Source organism: Alistipes provencensis (genome assembly GCF_900083545.1).
Classification (GTDB): domain Bacteria; phylum Bacteroidota; class Bacteroidia; order Bacteroidales; family Rikenellaceae; genus Alistipes; species Alistipes provencensis.
On the sequence record NZ_LT559262.1, the window covers coordinates 2,073,396 to 2,091,250 of the forward strand.

Here is a 17,855-nt window from a genome sequence, read left to right on the forward strand (position 1 = left end):
AACCTATGCGACATTTAATTGATCCGACCGACCTCACGGTCCGGGAGACCGAGCAGATCGTGGCGCTGGCGGAGGACATCATCGCCAACCGCGCCAAGTACAGCGAATCGTGCAAGGGCAAGAAGCTGGCCACGCTGTTCTACGAGCCCTCGACCCGCACGCGGCTGAGCTTCACCTCGGCGATGCTCGAACTGGGCGGGCAGGTCATCGGCTTCTCCGACGCCAACTCCTCGTCGGTATCCAAGGGCGAGACGGTGGCAGACACCGTGCGCGTAATCCGCTGCTTCGCAGACATCATCGCCATGCGCCACTTCAAGGAGGGTGCGCCGCTCGTGGCTTCGCAGTATGCGGGCGTCCCGGTCATCAACGCCGGCGACGGCAGCCACTCGCATCCGACGCAGACCCTCACGGACCTGCTGACGATCAAGCGCGAGAAGGGGCGTTTCGACAACATGACCATCGGCTTCTGCGGCGACCTGAAATTCGGCCGCACGGTCCACTCGCTCATCAAGGCCCTGTCGCGCTATTCGGGGATCAAGGTGATCCTCATTTCGCCCGAGGAGCTGCGCCTTCCGGACTACATGCTGCACGAGATGAGCGCCAATTCGAAACTCGAGTTCCGCGAGGTGCGCACGATGGAGGAGGTGATGCCCGAACTGGACATCCTCTACATGACGCGCGTGCAGAAGGAGCGCTTCCTCGACGAGGAGGAGTTCGACCGCGTGAAGAACAGCTTCGTGCTCAACCCCGAGAAGCTCGCCACCGCCAAGCAGGATATGATTATCCTTCACCCGCTGCCGCGCGTCAACGAGATCACGCGGGCGGTGGACAACGACCCCCGTGCGGCTTACTTCCGGCAGGTCGAGAACGGCAAGTTCGTGCGCATGGCGCTGATCTATACGCTGCTGCGCTGGGCCGACGAGAACAAGCCCTTCGACCGGACCCCGGTTTTCGGCGAGGAATACCTCGTCAACGAACTGGAGTGTCCGAACCGCCGCTGCATCTCGGCCACGGAGGATGTCGACCAGCTCTTCCGCCGTGCGGACGACGGGGCGTGCCGCTGCGCCTACTGCGAGGCGAAGGCCCGGTAGGGGCGTTACGGTGAATGTCGATAAATTGTCGATAGAATATGCCCGGGAATTTTGAAAGTCTGCCGAAAAACGCTACTTTTGTGACGTTGTTTTAACGACAGTTAGGTTAATTCCGATGATTCCCATTAGCAATATCGACCAGCGCGAACGAAAGAAACGGCAGGGGCAGGCCGCTGCCTTCTATTCGTCGGCGTGTCGGCAAATGCAGCCCGCACACTCCCCGATGCAGCAGATGCCTGCTCGTGGAATGCTCGGATAGATACCAGACCGCCACGGCAGGAATGCTGTGGCGGTCTCTCTTTCCCGTCTAAGAGACGGGTTTTAGGATGCGGTGGCCGGTTGTCGGGTTTTCGGGCCGGGTTTCCGCTCCCGCCCGTTTAGGAAGCGGATTTTGGAATGATAATATAAAACGAATTCATATGAAAGTAGGCGTGATTATGGGCTCTGTGAGCGATTACGAAGTGATGTCCGAGGCGGTTTCGATGCTCGAAGCGTTCGGCGTGGATTTCGAGAAACGGGTGGTCAGCGCTCACCGCACGCCCGACCTGCTGTGCGAATACGCCAAGACGGCCCGCGAACGCGGCATCGGCGTGATTATCGCCGGGGCAGGCGGCGCCGCGCATCTGCCGGGCATGGTGGCTTCGATGACCCCGCTGCCCGTGGTGGGCGTTCCCGTGAAGTCGCGGGCCCTGAACGGACTGGATTCGCTGCTGTCGATCGTGCAGATGCCCGCGGGCGTTCCCGTGGCCACGACGGCCATCAACGGAGCCAAGAACGCCGCGCTGATCGCCGTGTCGATCCTCGCCCTGCAGGATGCCGACTTGGCCGCGAAACTCGACGCTTTCCGCGCCAAACAGACTGCCGACGTACTCAAAGCCGAACTGTAATGAAGACCATCGGTATCATAGGCGGAGGCCAGTTGGGGCTGATGATCGCCGAGCAGGCGCATGTGCTGGGGGTGAAGGCCGTATGCCTCGACCCGGCGCCGGATGCCCCGGCGTTCCGGGTCTGCGACGACCACATCGTTGCGGCCTACGACGATGCCGCGGCGCTCGAGGAGCTGTGCCGCCGCAGCGACGTGGTGACCTATGAATTCGAGAACGTGCCGGGGGAGATTCTGATCCCGCTGTGCGAAAAATACAACATCCCGCAGGGGTATAAACCCCTCTACGATTCGCAGGACCGCCTGCGCGAGAAGACCAACGCCCGCGACCACGGGCTTCGCACGCCCGGCTTCGCCGCCGTGGACGACGAAGCGTCGCTGCGAGCCGCCGTGAAGGAGCTGGGACTCCCCGCCGTGCTGAAGACCCGCACGCTGGGTTATGACGGTCACGGCCAGTTGGTGCTGAAAACCGAGGCCGACATCGAGCGGGCCCTGCCGCTGCTGGCGGTGCCCTGCATACTGGAGGAGTTCGTGCGTTTCGATTCCGAGGCCAGCATCGTGATGGTCGCCGACGGAGAACGGGTCGTGAGCTTCCCCGTGGGACGCAACGTCCACCGCGACGGGATTTTGGACCTCTGCCTCGTCCCTTCGGAGGCCGATCCGCAGGTGCTGGCGCAGATGAAGGCCGAGAGCGAACGCTTCATGCGCGACTGCGGCTACCGGGGCATCCTGGCCATCGAGTATTTCATCAAGGGCGATGCGTTCTATTTCAACGAGATGGCTCCGCGTCCCCACAACTCGGGACACTACACCATCGAGGGTTCGACCACGAACCAGTTCCGCGAGCTGGTGCGTTATCTGGTCGGGGAACCCCTCGAGGAGCCGCGGCTGGTGGCGCCCACGGTGATGAAAAACATTCTGGGGCAGGATCTCGAAGCGGCCGAAAAGGTGGCTGAGGAGAACCGCGACGGTGTTTACGTCCACCTTTACGGCAAGACGGAGAGCCGTCCCAAGCGCAAGATGGGTCACATCACTTTCGTGGGGATGACGCCCGGGGAGTATGAGCAGGAGTGGGCCGCAAGATTTGTGTAAAATAAGGAATAAACAAGATAATGAAGAATTACCGCATTTTTGTCGAGAAATTACCCCGCTTCCGGGTCGAGGCCGAGAGCCTGCGCCGGGAGCTGAATGCCAACCTGAACCTCGAACTGGGCGAAGTGCGCCTGCTCTGCGTCTACGACCTGTTCGGCTTCAGCGGGGAACTGCTGGAGAAGAGCCGCTATACGGTCTTCGGCGAGGTGGTGACCGACTCCGTGACCGATGAGTGTGATCTCACGGGCCGCAAATACATCGCCGTGGAGTTCCTGCCCGGGCAGTTCGACCAGCGTGCCGCGTCGGCCGTCGACTGCGTGCGGCTGATCGACCCTGAAGCTCAGGTCAACATCCGCTCGTCGAAGCTGCTGCTGTTCGACGATCGGGTGACCGATGCCGAGCTGGAAAAGATTCGTCACTACTATATCAACGCCGTGGAGTCGCGCGAGAAGAACCTCGCGGTGCTGAGCGACATGGAGCAGGCCGAGGTGAAGCCCGTCGAGGTGCTGGAGGGCTTCCGGGAGATGACGGATGCGGAGCTGGAGCCCTACTGCAAGCGGATGGGGCTGGCGATGAACGACGACGACCTGCGTGAGGTGGTGAAATACTTCCGCGCCGAGGGACGCGACCCCTATGAAACCGAACTGCGCATCCTCGATACCTATTGGAGCGACCACTGCCGCCACACGACCTTCACGACCGAACTGGAGGGCATCACCGTCGAGGAGTCGTTCGCCAAGGAGGAGATCGAGGACTCGCTGGCCCTGTACCTGCGCATCCGCCGCGAACTGGGGCGCGAACACAAGAGTCTCTGCCTGATGGACATGGCGACGATCGGCGCCCGCTACCTCAAGCAGAAGGGGATGCTGGACGACATGGAGGTCTCGGAGGAGAACAACGCCTGCTCGGTCTATATCGACGTCGATGTCGACGGACAGACCGAGAAGTGGCTCCTGCAATTCAAGAATGAAACCCATAACCACCCCACGGAGATCGAACCCTTCGGCGGGGCTTCGACCTGTCTGGGCGGCGCCATCCGCGACCCGCTGTCGGGCCGCAGCTACGTCTATCAGGCGATGCGCGTGACGGGTGCCGGGAACATCTACCTGCCGGTTTCCGAGACCCTCCCGGGCAAACTGCCGCAGAGCGTCATTTCGAAGAAGGCCGCGGCCGGTTATTCGAGCTACGGCAACCAGATCGGTCTGGCCACGACCCATGTGCGGGAGATTTACCACGACGACTATGTCGCCAAGCGCCTCGAGGTGGGTGCCGTGGTGGGCGCCGTGAAGGCCGCGAACGTCCGCCGCGAGCGTCCCGCCCCCGGCGACAGGATCATCATGTTCGGCGGCCGCACGGGCCGCGACGGCATCGGCGGAGCCACGGGCTCGTCGAAGGAGCACAACGTGAAATCGCTCGAAACGTGCGGCAGCGAGGTGCAGAAGGGCAACGCCCCCGAGGAGCGCAAGCTCGAAAGGCTGTTCCGCCGTCCCGAGGTGACGCGTCTGGTCAAGAAGTCGAACGACTTCGGCGCCGGCGGCGTCAGTGTCGCCATCGGCGAGCTGGCCGACGGACTGGACATCTACCTCGACCGTGTGAAGACCAAATACAGCGGCCTGAACTCCACGGAGCTGGCTATCAGCGAGTCGCAGGAGCGCATGTCGGTGGTCATCGAGGCGAAGGACATGGAGGAGTTCATGGGCTACTGCCGCGAAGAGAATATCGAGGCCGTGCATGTGGCCGACGTGACCGACACGGCGCGGATGCGGATGTTCAACGGCGACCGCAAGGTCGTGGACCTCAGCCGCGAATTCATCGACAGCGCCGGTGCCAAACACTATGCCGAGGCGAAGATCGGCGAGGTCGAGAACCGCGATCCTTTCGTCCGCGAAGTGGCGGGGGAGAGCCTTGCCGAGCGGTTTGTGAATAATTTGAAAGACAATAACGTCGTTTCGCAGCGGGGACTGATCGAGATGTTCGACTCGACGATCGGCCGTTCCACGGTGCTGATGCCTTTCGGCGGCCGCATGCAGCGCAGCGAGACGCAGGTCTCGGTGCAGAAGCTCCCGACCGACGGCTATACCGACACGGCCAGCGTCATGGCCTTCGGCTACAACCCCTATGTGGCTTCGTGGAGCCCCTACCACGGTGCGGCTTACGCTGTCGTGGAGGCCGCGGCGAAGGTCGTGGCGGCGGGCGCACGATATGATAAAATGCGCTATTCCTATCAGGAGTATTTCGAGCGTATGACCAAGAATCCCGAATCGTGGGGCAAGCCCCTCAGCGCGCTGCTGGGCGCCCTGAAGATGCAGGTCGAACTGGGACTGCCCTCGATCGGCGGCAAGGATTCGATGTCGGGAACTTTCCAGCAGATCAACGTGCCGCCGATGCTGATGGCTTTCGGCATCACGACGGTCGATGCGCGGACGGTCATCTCGACCGACCTTAAAGGGGCCGGACACCGCATCTACCTCATCCGCCACACGCCGCTGGAGTGCCGGATGCCCGACACGGCGCAGTTGAAGGAGAACTTTACGTTCGTCAGCTCGCAGATCGAGGCCGGAAAGATTCTCTCGGCGTGGTCCGTCGGTTTCGGCGGCGTGGCCGAGGGATTGGCTAAGATGGCTTTCGGCAACGGTATCGGCGCCGAGGTGACGATGGACGAGGCGAAACTCTACGCATACAGCTACGGTTCGATCCTCGTCGAATGCGAGGGTACGTTGGAATATCCCCATGCCGAACTGCTGGGCTTCACCGTCGCCGACGAGGTGCTGACGGTCAACGGCGTGAAGATGCCGCTCGAGAAACTTTACAAGGCCAATACGGAGAAATTCGCGGCGGTCTATCCGGACAAGGGCCGGAACACCGCGACGGTGATGACCTCCGCACCCGCTCCGAAGACGTTCGCCTATCCGGGCGAGGCGGTGGAGCATCCGCTGGTCTATATCCCGGTGTTCCCCGGCACGAACTGCGACTACGACACCGCCAAGGCGTTCCGCAAAGCGGGCGCCGAGGTCGAGATGAGCGTGCTGTGCAACATCGCCGGCGACGACATCCTGCGCTCGATCGCCGCGATGAAGGAGCATATCCGCCGGGCGCATATTTTCGTGCTGAGCGGCGGTTTCTCGTCGGGCGACGAACCCGACGGAAGTGCGAAATTTATCGTGAACGTACTGAACAACAAGGATATTCGTGAGGAAATCCACGCGCTGATCGACCGCGGGGGGCTGATTCTGGGCATCTGCAACGGTTTTCAGGCGCTGGTGAAATCGGGTCTGCTGCCCTACGGACGTCTGGGCATGGTGACCAAGGATTCGCCGACGCTGTTCCGCAACGACATCAACCGCCACATCTCGCAGATCGTCACGACGCGCGTCGCCACGACCGCTTCGCCGTGGCTCGCGGGCTTCCGGCTGGGCGACCTGCACTCGATCGCCGTCAGCCACGGCGAGGGCAAGTTCGTGGTGAGCGAGGAGCTGGCCAAAGAGCTTTTCGCCAACGGGCAGGTGGCTTTCCAGTATGCCGACGCTGCGGGCAACCCGACGGCCGAGGCGCCGTTCAATCCCAACGGTTCGCAGTACGCCATCGAGGGCCTCGTCTCGCGCAACGGACAGATTCTGGGCAAGATGGGCCACACGGAGCGTTACGAAACGAACCTGTTCAAGAACATCGCCGGCGAGAAAGAGCAGTCGCTGTTCTCGAACGCCGTCGCTTATTTCCGGAAAAAGTGATGGCGTAGTATCCGTCCGTAATCCGGCCGCGCTGCGACAAACCCCTCCCGAGGGCCGTTTAAAAAACGGCTTATTAGGAGGTGAGAGCGCAGAAATGGGACTGAACTTAATATCCGGGCATCGCCCTCAAAGCCCGGCTCTTAGCCGGGGTCAGACTTGTAAACGCGGCGTCCCGCCGCGAATGCGTGACGGTCGTTAGAGAGAAATGTTACAACAAACAAATAAACTTAAAATCTTGTACACCATGAAACAGCTCGAAATGCTCTACGAGGGCAAGGCAAAACAGGTTTTCCGCACCGACGATCCCGATAAGATCATCATCCACTACAAGGATGCGGCAACGGCTTTCAACAACATCAAGAAGGCCACGATCGAAGGAAAGGGCGTGCTGAACAATGCCATTTCGACGATTATTTTCAAGGAGCTCCAGAAGGCGGGCGTCAAGACCCACTATGTCGAGACGATCAACGACCGCGACCAGATCTGCCGCCGTGTCGAGATCATTCCGCTGGAGGTGATCGTGCGCAACGTCATCGCCGGTTCGATGGCCCAGCGCCTCGGCATCGAGGAGGGAACGCAGCCTTCGAACGTCATTTTCGACATCTGCTACAAGAAGGATGAGCTGGGTGACCCGCTGATCAACGACCACCACGCCGTAGCGCTCGGCGCCGCCACCTACGAGGAGCTGAACGAGATGTACGCTATGACGGCCAAGATCAACGAGGTGCTGAAGGAGCTGTTCCTGAAGATGAACATCAAGCTGGTGGACTTCAAGATCGAGTTCGGCAAGACGCTCGACGGCGAGATCGTGCTGGCCGACGAGGTGTCGCCCGACACCTGCCGCCTGTGGGACGCCACGACCAACGAGAAACTCGACAAAGACCGTTTCCGCCGCGATCTGGGTAAGGTCCGCGAGGCTTACGAGGAGATTCTGGCACGTCTGAAAAAAATCACGGCTTAAGATGATGGAAGTGATCCGCGACCGCGAATTGCACGAGGAGTGCGGGGTGTTCGGCATCTACGGGGTGCCCAACGCCGCGTCGCTGACCTACTACGGCCTTCACGCCCTGCAGCACCGCGGGCAGGAGGGGGCCGGCATCGTCTCGGTGGATGAGAACGGCGCTTTCTACCGCATCAAGGGCGGGGGACTGGTGACCGAGGTTTTCAACGAGGAGAAACTCGCAACCCTCAAGGGCGCGACGGCCATCGGCCACGTTCGCTACACCACGGCCGGAGGCGGCGGCATGGAGAACGTCCAGCCGTTTCTTTTCCGCCACAACACGGGTGATTTCGCGCTGGCGCACAACGGCAATATCGTCAATTCGGAACTGCTGCGCCGCCACCTCGAGAACAAGGGAAGCCTGTTCCAGTCGACCTCCGACAGCGAAATTCTGGCCCACCTGATCAAAAAGGAGACGCGCTACCACGACCGGCCGCGCATCTTCTCGATCATCGACGCGCTGAATATGCTCGAAGGGGCTTTTGCGTTCCTCATCATGACGGCCAACCGCATCTACGCCTGCCGCGACAAGTACGGCCTGCGTCCGCTGTCGATCGGCAGGCTGGGCGACGGCTGGGTAGTCTCGAGCGAGACCTGCGCTTTCGACGTGCTGGGCGCGGAGTTCGTGCGCGACGTGGAGCCGGGCGAGATCGTGACGATCGACAAGCAGGGCGTCCGCAGCCGCGACTATTCGATGTACAAGCGTCACGAGATGTGCTCGATGGAGTATATCTATTTTGCGCGTCCGGACAGCGACATCGAGGGCTGCAACGTCCATGCCTACCGCAAGGAGTCGGGACGCCTGCTCTACAAGGAGGCGCCCGCCGAGGCGGACATCGTGGTCGGCGTGCCCGACTCGAGCCTCAGCGCCGCGATGGGCTATGCCGAGGCGAGTGGTCTGCCCTATGAAATGGGTCTGATCAAGAACAAATATATCGGCCGGACATTCATCCAGCCCTCGCAGGAACTGCGCGAGAAAGGCGTGCGGATGAAACTCTCGGCCGTGCGCTCGATCGTCAAGGGCAAGCGCGTGGTGCTGGTCGACGACTCGATCGTGCGCGGCACCACCTCGCGGCGCATCGTCACGATGCTCAAGGAGGCGGGAGCCACCGAGGTGCATGTGCGCATCGCCAGCCCCCCGATGATCGACCCCTGCTTCTACGGCGTCGACACCTCGACGCGCGAGGAGCTGATCTCGGCCCGCAAGGACACGGCGGGTGTCTGCGAGGAGATCGGCGCCGATTCGCTGGTGTTCCTCTCGCCCGCGTCGCTGCTGGAGGCAGGCAACCGCAAGGAGCTTTGTATGGCTTGTTTCACGGGACATTACCCCACGGCGCTGTACCAGTCGCCTGACGAGGCCAACAAAGATGTAAAATGTTAAGACATTCCGTTCGCAACGCGATAAGCCCCTCCCGAGGGAGGGGTTTGGGGTGGGGTCGGACTTGTAAACACGGCGGGACGCCGTGAATAGTAGGTTCGACAGCATTCCCGGAGCATGAAATTTAATCAAATAGTATTGTTTTATGGCTCAAAGTTATGAAAAGGCCGGCGTGAATCTCGAAGCCGGGTATGAAGTGGTGCGGCGCATCAAAAAGCATGTGGCTTCGACCTCGCGTCCGGGCGTGATGGGCAACATCGGCGCTTTCGGCGGGATGTTCGACCTCTCGGCCCTGAACGTGAAGGAGCCGGTGCTCGTAAGCGGCACCGACGGCGTGGGCACCAAGCTCAAGCTGGCCTTCGAGATGGACAAGCACGACACGATCGGCATCGACGCCGTGGCTATGTGCGTCAACGACGTACTGGCGCAGGGCGCCGAACCGCTGGTGTTCCTCGACTATCTGGCGCAGGGCCGCAGCGAACCCCAGAAGATCGAAGCCATCGTCGCCGGCGTCGCCGAGGGCTGCCGTCAGGCGGGCTGTGCGCTGGTGGGCGGCGAGACCGCCGAGATGCCGGGCATGTATGACGAGGGCGAATACGACATCGCCGGATTCACGGTGGGCGTCGTCGAGAAATCGAAACTCATCGACGGTTCGAAGGTCAGGGTGGGCGACGTGCTCGTGGGCGTAGCCTCGAGCGGCGTACACTCCAACGGCTTCAGCCTCGTGCGCAAGATCGTTGCGGACAACTGCCTGAACCTGCGCGAATCCTATCCCGAGTTGTCGAACAAACAGTTGGGCGAGGTGCTGCTCACCCCGACGAAGATTTACGTCAAACAGGTGCTGGAGGTGGTTCGCAACTGCGACGTGCACGGTATCTGCCACATCACGGGCGGCGGTTTCGACGAGAACATTCCCCGCATCCTGCACGACGGTCAGGGCCTCGAGATCGAGGAAGGCTCGTGGGAGATTCTTCCCGTGTTCCGCTTCCTCGAGAAGTACGGTCAGGTGGCCCACCGCGAGATGTTCAACATCTTCAACATGGGCATCGGCATGGTCATCGCCCTCGATGCCGCCGAGGCGCAGAAAGCCATCGGCATCCTCACGGAGCAGGGCGAGCGGGCTACGGTCATCGGACGTGTAACCGACACCGAAGGTGTCGTCATCCGATAGACGGATGCGGCGCCTTGCGGTTTTCGCCAGCGGCAGCGGCACCAATTTCGAAGCCATCGTCCGGGCCTGCGAGCAGGGCGAACTGGCTGCCGAAGTGGTGCTGATGGTCTGCGACAAACCCGGTGCGAAGGTGGTCGAAAGGGCCGCGGCGCACGGGGTCGAGGCGTTTGTCTTCGCCCCGAAGCAATATGCTTCGAAGGCCGATTACGAACGGGAGATCATTGCGCGGCTGGATGCCGCGGGCGTGGAGCTGGTCTGTCTGGCGGGTTATATGCGCATCATCGGCGACGAACTGCTGGGTGCCTACGGGGGGCGGATCATCAACATCCACCCGTCGCTGCTGCCGGCTTTCCGGGGCGCGCACGCCATTGAACAGGCGCTGGAATACGGCGTCAAGGTCTTCGGCGTGACGATCCACTATGTCGACGGCGAGCTCGACGGCGGGCGCATCATCGCCCAGCGGGCTTTTCCCTACGAGGGCAACGACATCGGGGAACTGGAGTCGATGATCCATGCCGTGGAGTATCCGTTGTATATTGAAACTATTAAAAAACTGATCGAATAATGCGAGCATTAATAAGCGTAAGCGACAAAACCGGTGTCGTGGAGTTTGCCAAGGGGCTGCGGGCCTTGGGCTGGGAGGTGATCGCCACGGGCGGTACGATGAAGCTGCTGGCCGACAGCGGCGTGGAGGTAATCAACATCAGCGACGTCACGGGATTCCCCGAGATTTGCGACGGCCGCGTGAAAACCCTGCACCCGAACGTGCACGGCGGACTGCTGGCCCGCCGCGACGATCCGGAGCATTTGAAAGCCCTGAAAGATAACCACATCGAGTTCATCGACATGGTCTGCGTGAACCTCTACCCGTTCCGCCAGACGATCGAGAAGCCCGGCGTGAAGATGGAGGACGCTATTGAGAATATCGACATCGGCGGTCCTTCGATGCTGCGCTCGGCGGCCAAGAACTGGGCCGACGTGACGGTCGTGTGCGACCCCGCGGACTATGCGCAGATTCTGGCCGAGATCAAGGCCGGCGGCAACACCGAAAAGGCTACGCGCCTGAAACTCTCGGCCAAAGCCTACACGCATACCGCCGAGTACGACGCGATGATCGCTACCTATATGCGTGCGCAGGCCGGGCTGAACGAAAAACTGTTCCTCGAGTTCGACCTCGTGCAGTCGCTGCGTTACGGGGAGAATCCCCACCAGTCGGCCAAGTTCTACCGCGAGGAGAAGGAGGTTCCTTATTCGCTGGCGTTCGCCCGGCAGCTCAACGGCAAGGAGCTGTCGTACAACAATATTCAGGATGCCAACGCCGCGCTGTGCATCGTGCGCGAGTTCGACAAGCCGTTCTGCGTGGGCCTCAAGCACATGAATCCCTGCGGCGCGGCCACGGGCAAAGACGTCGTCGAGGCGTGGACCAAGGCTTACGAGGCCGACAAGGTGTCGATCTTCGGCGGCATCGTGGCCACGAACTGCACGGTGACCCGCGAGGCCGCCGAGCTGATGAAGCCGATCTTCCTCGAAATCATCATGGCCCCGAAATTCGACGAGGGGGCGCTCGAAGTCCTCACGGCGAAGAAGAACCTGCGTCTGCTCGAAGTCAATATGGATAAGGGCGACGTCGATCCCAAACAGTATGTGAGCGTCAACGGCGGCCTGCTGGTGCAGGACCTCGACGTGGCGACGAAGACCGTTACGGCGGATATGTGCGTCACGAAGGCGAAGCCTGCTCCGGAGCAGATGGAGGACATGAACTTCGGCTGGCACATCGTCAAGCATGTGAAGTCGAATGCTATCGTGGCGGTCAAGGACGGCCGGACGCTGGGCGTCGGCGCCGGACAGATGAACCGCATCGGCTCGGCGGAGATCGCTCTGAAACAGGCGCATGCCGCAGGCGTCACCGAGGGTCTCGTGCTGGCATCGGACGGCTTCTTCCCCTTCGACGACTGCGTGACGCTGGCCGCCCGGTACGGTGTGACGGCGATCGTGCAGCCCGGCGGTTCGGTCCGCGATGAGGATTCGATCCGGATGGCCGACGAGAAGGGCATTGCGATGGTATTTACCGGCGAACGCCACTTCAAACATTAGACCTATGAAAGTACTGGTTATCGGTTCCGGCGGCCGCGAACACGCCATTGTCGATGCGCTGACGCGCTCGGCGCAGGTCGAAAAGATTTACTGCGCACCCGGCAACGCGGGCATTGCCCGGCAAGCCGAATGTGTGGCGATCCGCGAAACCGAGGTGGAACGCCTGCGCGACTTCGCCGCGGAGAACGCCATCGGACTGACGGTCGTGGGCCCCGAGGTGGCGCTGGCAGCGGGAGTCGTCGACTGCTTCAAGGCCGCGGGACTGCGTATTTTCGGTCCCACGAAGGCCGCGGCGCGTATCGAGTCGTCGAAAGAGTTCGCCAAGGAGCTGATGGCCAAATACGGCATTCCGACGGCGGGATTCCACGCATTCACCGACTATGCCGAGGCCGTGGCCTATGTCGGGGCGCGTCCGCTGCCCGCGGTGCTCAAATACGACGGGCTGGCCGCCGGTAAGGGCGTTGTGATCGCCCAGACGATGGCCGAAGCCGAAGCGGCGTTGAAAGACATGCTGCTCGACGACAAGTTCGGCGAGGGCAAGGTGGTCGTCGAGGATTACCTCGAGGGCCCCGAGTTCTCGTTCATGTGCTTCGTCTCGGGAAACAAGGTGTGGCCGATGGTGCTGGCGCAGGACCACAAGCGGGCCTACGACGGCGATAAAGGTCCCAATACGGGCGGTATGGGCGCCTATTCGCCCCTGCCGTTCATCACGGCCGAGGACGAACGGTACGCGATGGAGAAGATCATGCAGCCCGTTGCCGACGCGATGGTCGCCGAGGGGTGTCCTTTCGAGGGGGTGCTCTACGGCGGGCTGATGAAGACCGCGCGGGGTATCGAGGTCATCGAGTTCAACGCCCGTTTCGGCGATCCCGAGACCGAGGTGGTGCTGCCGCGCCTGAAAAGCGACATCGTCGACATCTTCTGCGCCGTGGCCGAGGGCCGCGACACCCGGTTGGAGTGGCATGATTTTGCCGCGCTGGGCATCGTGCTGGCTTCGAAAGGCTATCCGGGTGACTACGAAAAGGGCTTCGAAATCAAGGGCCTCGATACGGTCGAGGGGGCCGTTTACCACATGGGCACTAAGGCCGACGGCGACCGGATTCTTACCAACGGAGGCCGTGTGCTGTTCGTCGTGGGTACGGGCAGGGATCTGGCCGAGGCGCGGAAGAATGCGCTGGCCGACGTCGCCCGCATCGACTGCGACAACCTGTTCCACCGCACCGACATCGGTCATTGGGCATTTGAAAAATAAAACGAACGATATGATAATCAGCGGAAAAGAACTCTCAGCGAAACTGAAACTCGAAATGGCGGCCGAAGTGGCCACATTCGAAGGCAAATACGGGCGTGTGCCCCATCTGGTGGTGATTCTCGTGGGCGAGGACCCCGGCAGCGTGAGCTATGTGACGGGCAAGGCCAAGGCTTCGGCCGAGGTGGGCATCCGCAACACCACGATCCGCAAGCCGGAGTCGATCACGGAGGCCGAACTGCTGGACATCATCGCGGCGCTGAACCTCGACGACGAGGTCGACGGCATTCTGGTCCAACTGCCCCTGCCCAAGCACATCGACGAAGACAAGGTGATCGCCGCCATCGACAAGTCGAAGGATGTCGACGGCTTTCACCCCCTGAATGTCGCGGCGCTGTGGCAGAAACAGCCCTGTACGCTCCCCTGCACGCCGAAAGGCATCCTCAAGATGCTGCGGGCCGCAGGTGTGGAGATCGCCGGCAAACGCGCCGTGGTGATCGGCCGCAGCAACATCGTGGGACTTCCCGTTTCGAAACTGCTGCTCGACGCGAACGCCACGGTGACAATGGCCCACAGCCGCACGCGCAACCTCGCCGAAGTGACGCGCGGGGCGGAGATTCTGGTGGTGGCCATCGGGCGTCCGAAGTTCGTCACGGCCGATATGGTGTCGGAGGGTACCGTGGTGATCGACGTGGGCGTCAACCGTGACCCGGAGACGGGCAAACTGTGCGGCGACGTCGATTTCGCCGCCATCGAACCCAAAGCCTCGGTCATCACCCCCGTGCCGGGCGGTGTCGGGCCGATGACGATCTGCTGCCTGATGGAGAATACGATCGAATGTTTCTTAAATAAAAAGAACCGGAGTTAATCCGGTTCTTTTTATTTGCGGTAGGTCGCTGTCAGCGTTTCCGGCAGCGGGGCCGACGGGTCGCGCCGCCAGACCATCGCCCGGTCGGTGGCCGCATCGCCCGTTCCGAAGTCGAAGTTGTCCGGGGTGATGAATTTCGCCGGTATGCTCCCTTCGAACCCGAAACGGCCGTAGAATCCGTGCAGCCACTCCTCGCCGGGCGTCGGGATGAGGAATGCCGCGTCGTCGCCGCGCTCTGCAATCACCTGCATCGCCTCGCGCATCAGCCGTGACGCCAGTCCGCGCCCCCGGAATGCGGGGTCCGTCGCCACGGCGTAAATGTAGGTCGTGCGCCCCAGCTCCGTGTCGAAAGGCACGAGGTGGAGCATCGCCGCCGTGCGGCCTTCGACCTCGGCGGTCAGCATCCGGCTGCGCGAATAGTAACGCATGATGAACGAGTCGGCGAACTGCTCGTCGTCGCCGAACGATTTCATCCACAAATCCTTGCAGGCCAACTCGTCGGGATGCAGACAGATCGCCGTGAACTTGTGCTGGAGGAAAGCGGGGTGGTAGGAGAGTTTGGCTTGCCGCAGCCCCTCCAGCCCGAGGTCCTCCTCGCGGTTGATAAGCGTGAAACGCTCGGGAAGATGCTGGGCGAAAAGCTTGTTGATGATCGTGAAGGCACCGTCGAACTCCGTCGAGGCTTTCTCGACATGGGTGTCGAACGTGTGGTCGTTGACCGCCGAGCCGTAGGTGAAGGCCGCCAGCCGGTCGCCGACATAGATGCAGCCGCCGATCAGCCCCAGCTCGCCGAAGTGTTCGAAAGCCCGCTGCATGGCCCGCTGCTCGGCGCACAATTCCGAAGTGTGCCCCTCGTGCTCCCGCCTCCACGCGCGTTCGAGGGCCATGCAGGCTTCGAAACGGTCGGGCGTCAGGGGCTCGTAGCGGTAGTCGGGGTATTCGGCCGTGAAACGGTTGATGTGGTTGCGCTTGGGCTGGTAACGGCGTCCGGTGAGGTTGCGCAGGTCGTCGGCATTGTAGATGTAATCCTCCAATGCGCGGTCCGATTCGAACGCGAAGTGGCAGGGATGTACCTGACGGATTATCTCGCGGCCCTCGTCCGTCAGTCCGATGATCCGCAGCCGCTGCCCGTGGGCGTGGGCATCTTCGCGCAGGCAGGGGATAATCGCCCCCAAATCGCCCGTGCCGACGGGCTGCATGTAGCCGATGCGCTCGCCGCCGTCGATCTGGAAGCGGATGACGAGGAATCCGTCGATCTCGGCCCACGCGCTGTGGAACACCGCCTGCCAGCAGTACATGTTGGCGAAGGCGAGGTCGCAGTTGCAGATGCCCGACGGCATGGTATAGCGCTCGATGACCGCCCGGTCTTCGAGGCGCACGGGTTTGAATTCAATCATTGGGGGTGTAACTCTTGCGTTCGATATGGCTGTAATATTGCTGGATCAGCGCCCGGAACGACTGCATCAGGCTGTCGGCGGCGGGCGTCGCCGGGCACTCCTGCACCTGCGCGCCCGAATCGTCGAGCACGACGGCGCCTTCGCCGGTCAGCGCGCGGAACTTCCCGTCGTACGACACCGACCACCGGGGCCGCTGGGGTTCGTTCAGCACGTCGCGTCCGAAGGCGAAGTAGGGCTCGGTGTTGCCCGTGAGACCCAGCACCGTGGGCATGATGTCCAGTTGCTGCGTAACCTCCCGCACCTCGCCCCGCAGGGCGCCGTCGGGGGTGTAGATAAATCCGATGATGTGCATGTTGCCGGGGTACGAGCGCGTCTTTTCGGCGAATTTCTCCGACGAGACGTGGTCAGCTACGAATACAAAGATCGTGCGACGGAACCACTCCTCGTTGCCGAAGTGGTGGAAGAAGCGGCGGAATGCCTGATCGTCGTAGGCCACGCCCTTGTGAATCCGGGTGTAGCCGTCGGGCAGCGTCGCGGCGTACTGTTCGGGCACGACGAACGGATGGTGCGACGAGAGGGTGAACAGCGCGGCGAAGAACGGTTCGGGCGTCGCCGCCAGCTCTTCGCCTGTGAATTGCAGAAACGGTTCGTCCCAGATGCCCCAGTAGCCGTCGAAATCCTCCGTACCGTGGCGGGCTTCGTAATCCTCGCGGCTTACGAGCCGCTCGACGCCCGCCGAACGGGCATAGGCCCCGAAGCCCATCGAACCGCGCTCCGAGCCGCAGAAGAACGCCGTCGCATAGCCCTTGTCCGCCAGCATCGCGGGCAGTTGGCGGCTCTCGCCCAGCGATTGGGGCATCAACACGAAGGGCGTGCGGAACGACGGGATGCTGCCCAGCACCGAGGGCATGGCTTGGATCGACCGCGTGCCGTTGGCATACATCTGTTTGAACACCAGTCCGTTCTGCATCAGCGAGTCGAGGAAAGGCGTGAATCCTTTCACCTCCCGGTCGGCATAGACCTCCGGACAGAGGTAGGCCGAGTGTTCGGCCGACATGCTCTCCATGATGAAGACCACGACGTTGCGGCCCGTGAGGTCTACGGCCGCGCTGTCCGCGGGCTGGTGCACGGGCGTGAAGTGCTGCGGCAGCTCCTCCGGCGGGAAATATTTCTTGTATTTGACGCTCCCCGCGCTGCCGATGGTGCGCAGGATGCAGAACGGGTTGCTCAGGATGAGGTTGGCCTTGCCGCTGTCGGCGGTGTAGAGCGTGGCGTTCGACAGCGTGATCGGGCGGGTCATGCGGGTCATGCCGCCGCGCATCCCGGCGATGCTCAGTCCAACGGCCACGGCGAAGACGGCCGTGTTGCCGATGTAGTAGGCCCATCCGCGGCTGAAGAGGCTCTTCTCCCGCGTCCGGTGGCGGTAGCCCCATGCCAGCAGGGCGATCAGGGCGATCCACAACAGCACGAGATACCAGTTTTCGGCCATGAATTTCCCGACCAACTGCACCGAATTGTCGTTGTCGGCGAAGAAAACCTCGTCGGCCGTGAAACGCTTCTGCGTGTAGCGGAAATAGACCGTATCGGCGAGGTTCGTCGCCGCGACCAGCAGGGCGTTGACCGCGACATAGTATCCGAACAGCATGGCGCGGTACCAGCGCCGTTCGCGCAGGCGTAGCGGCAGCAGCGACAGCAGGATGAACACCCCGTCGGCATAGACGATCGACGCGGTGTCGAATTTCAGCGCTCCGGCCAGCAGCGGTCCCGCTTCGGCCCATGTGAGCGGGCCGAGCTGGGCGGCGTTGTAGAGGTAGAACGCCACGCGGCAACCCATCAGCACCGCGTAAAGCAGCACGATGCGCCACACGAGCAGCGCCAACGGCGTATGGAGCAGACGCCTCATC

At 62.0% G+C, this 17,855-nt stretch carries 14 protein-coding genes; 12 read left to right on the forward strand and 2 right to left on the reverse strand.

The annotated features are described in order from the left end of the window. Positions 1-5 precede the first annotated feature (5 nt). The 12 genes from pyrB to folD all read left to right on the forward strand — a co-directional run bounded on the left by pyrB (position 6) and on the right by folD (position 14,554). Entirely contained in the window at positions 6-1,091 is a 1,086-nt protein-coding gene (pyrB, locus tag BN5935_RS08225; protein WP_064975680.1) for an aspartate carbamoyltransferase, read from the forward strand. A gap of 115 nt (positions 1,092-1,206) precedes the next feature. Next, on the forward strand, positions 1,207-1,350 hold the full coding sequence (locus BN5935_RS15135) for a hypothetical protein (RefSeq protein ID WP_157377877.1): 144 nt from the start codon (positions 1,207-1,209) through the stop codon (positions 1,348-1,350). Between the two features lie 160 nt (positions 1,351-1,510). After that, positions 1,511-1,978: a 5-(carboxyamino)imidazole ribonucleotide mutase gene (gene purE / locus BN5935_RS08230; RefSeq protein ID WP_064975681.1), complete on the forward strand. Its 468-nt coding sequence runs from the start codon at positions 1,511-1,513 to the stop codon at positions 1,976-1,978. Continuing rightward, positions 1,978-3,066: a 5-(carboxyamino)imidazole ribonucleotide synthase gene (gene purK, locus BN5935_RS08235; protein WP_064975682.1), complete on the forward strand. Its 1,089-nt coding sequence runs from the start codon at positions 1,978-1,980 to the stop codon at positions 3,064-3,066. The genes purE and purK overlap by 1 nt, the downstream gene beginning before the upstream one ends. A gap of 20 nt (positions 3,067-3,086) precedes the next feature. Further along, positions 3,087-6,794 (forward strand): phosphoribosylformylglycinamidine synthase, encoded by a 3,708-nt coding sequence (locus BN5935_RS08240; protein WP_064975683.1) that lies wholly within the window; start codon positions 3,087-3,089, stop codon positions 6,792-6,794. Positions 6,795-7,038: 244 nt separating this feature from the next. Further along, positions 7,039-7,755 (forward strand): phosphoribosylaminoimidazolesuccinocarboxamide synthase, encoded by a 717-nt coding sequence (gene purC / locus BN5935_RS08245; protein ID WP_064975684.1) that lies wholly within the window; start codon positions 7,039-7,041, stop codon positions 7,753-7,755. A gap of 1 nt (position 7,756) precedes the next feature. Continuing rightward, on the forward strand, positions 7,757-9,175 hold the full coding sequence (purF, locus tag BN5935_RS08250; protein WP_064975685.1) for an amidophosphoribosyltransferase: 1,419 nt from the start codon (positions 7,757-7,759) through the stop codon (positions 9,173-9,175). Between the two features lie 142 nt (positions 9,176-9,317). After that, complete coding sequence (purM, locus tag BN5935_RS08255; protein WP_064975686.1) at positions 9,318-10,343, forward strand: phosphoribosylformylglycinamidine cyclo-ligase; 1,026 nt, start codon at positions 9,318-9,320, stop codon at positions 10,341-10,343. A 4-nt stretch (positions 10,344-10,347) separates the two neighbouring features. Beyond that, positions 10,348-10,908, forward strand: coding sequence for a phosphoribosylglycinamide formyltransferase (gene purN, locus BN5935_RS08260; protein ID WP_064975687.1), 561 nt, complete (start codon positions 10,348-10,350; stop codon positions 10,906-10,908). Next, positions 10,908-12,437, forward strand: a complete 1,530-nt coding sequence (purH, locus tag BN5935_RS08265) for a bifunctional phosphoribosylaminoimidazolecarboxamide formyltransferase/IMP cyclohydrolase (protein ID WP_064975688.1) — start codon at positions 10,908-10,910, stop codon at positions 12,435-12,437. The genes purN and purH overlap by 1 nt, the downstream gene beginning before the upstream one ends. Before the next feature lie 4 nt (positions 12,438-12,441). Continuing rightward, on the forward strand, positions 12,442-13,689 hold the full coding sequence (purD, locus tag BN5935_RS08270; protein WP_064975689.1) for a phosphoribosylamine--glycine ligase: 1,248 nt from the start codon (positions 12,442-12,444) through the stop codon (positions 13,687-13,689). Between the two features lie 10 nt (positions 13,690-13,699). Beyond that, entirely contained in the window at positions 13,700-14,554 is an 855-nt protein-coding gene (gene folD / locus BN5935_RS08275) for a bifunctional methylenetetrahydrofolate dehydrogenase/methenyltetrahydrofolate cyclohydrolase FolD (RefSeq protein WP_064975690.1), read from the forward strand. A gap of 11 nt (positions 14,555-14,565) precedes the next feature. On the opposite strand, the gene BN5935_RS08280 is transcribed toward folD, so the two are convergent. Both BN5935_RS08280 and BN5935_RS08285 read right to left on the reverse strand, forming a co-directional pair. Continuing rightward, positions 14,566-15,951 carry a GNAT family N-acetyltransferase gene (locus tag BN5935_RS08280; protein ID WP_064975691.1) on the reverse strand — a complete coding sequence of 462 codons (1,386 nt, stop codon included), beginning with the start codon at positions 15,949-15,951 and terminating at the stop codon, positions 14,566-14,568. After that, positions 15,944-17,854, reverse strand: a complete 1,911-nt coding sequence (locus BN5935_RS08285) for an LTA synthase family protein (RefSeq protein WP_064976889.1) — start codon at positions 17,852-17,854, stop codon at positions 15,944-15,946. The genes BN5935_RS08280 and BN5935_RS08285 overlap by 8 nt, the downstream gene beginning before the upstream one ends. Position 17,855 lies beyond the last annotated feature (1 nt).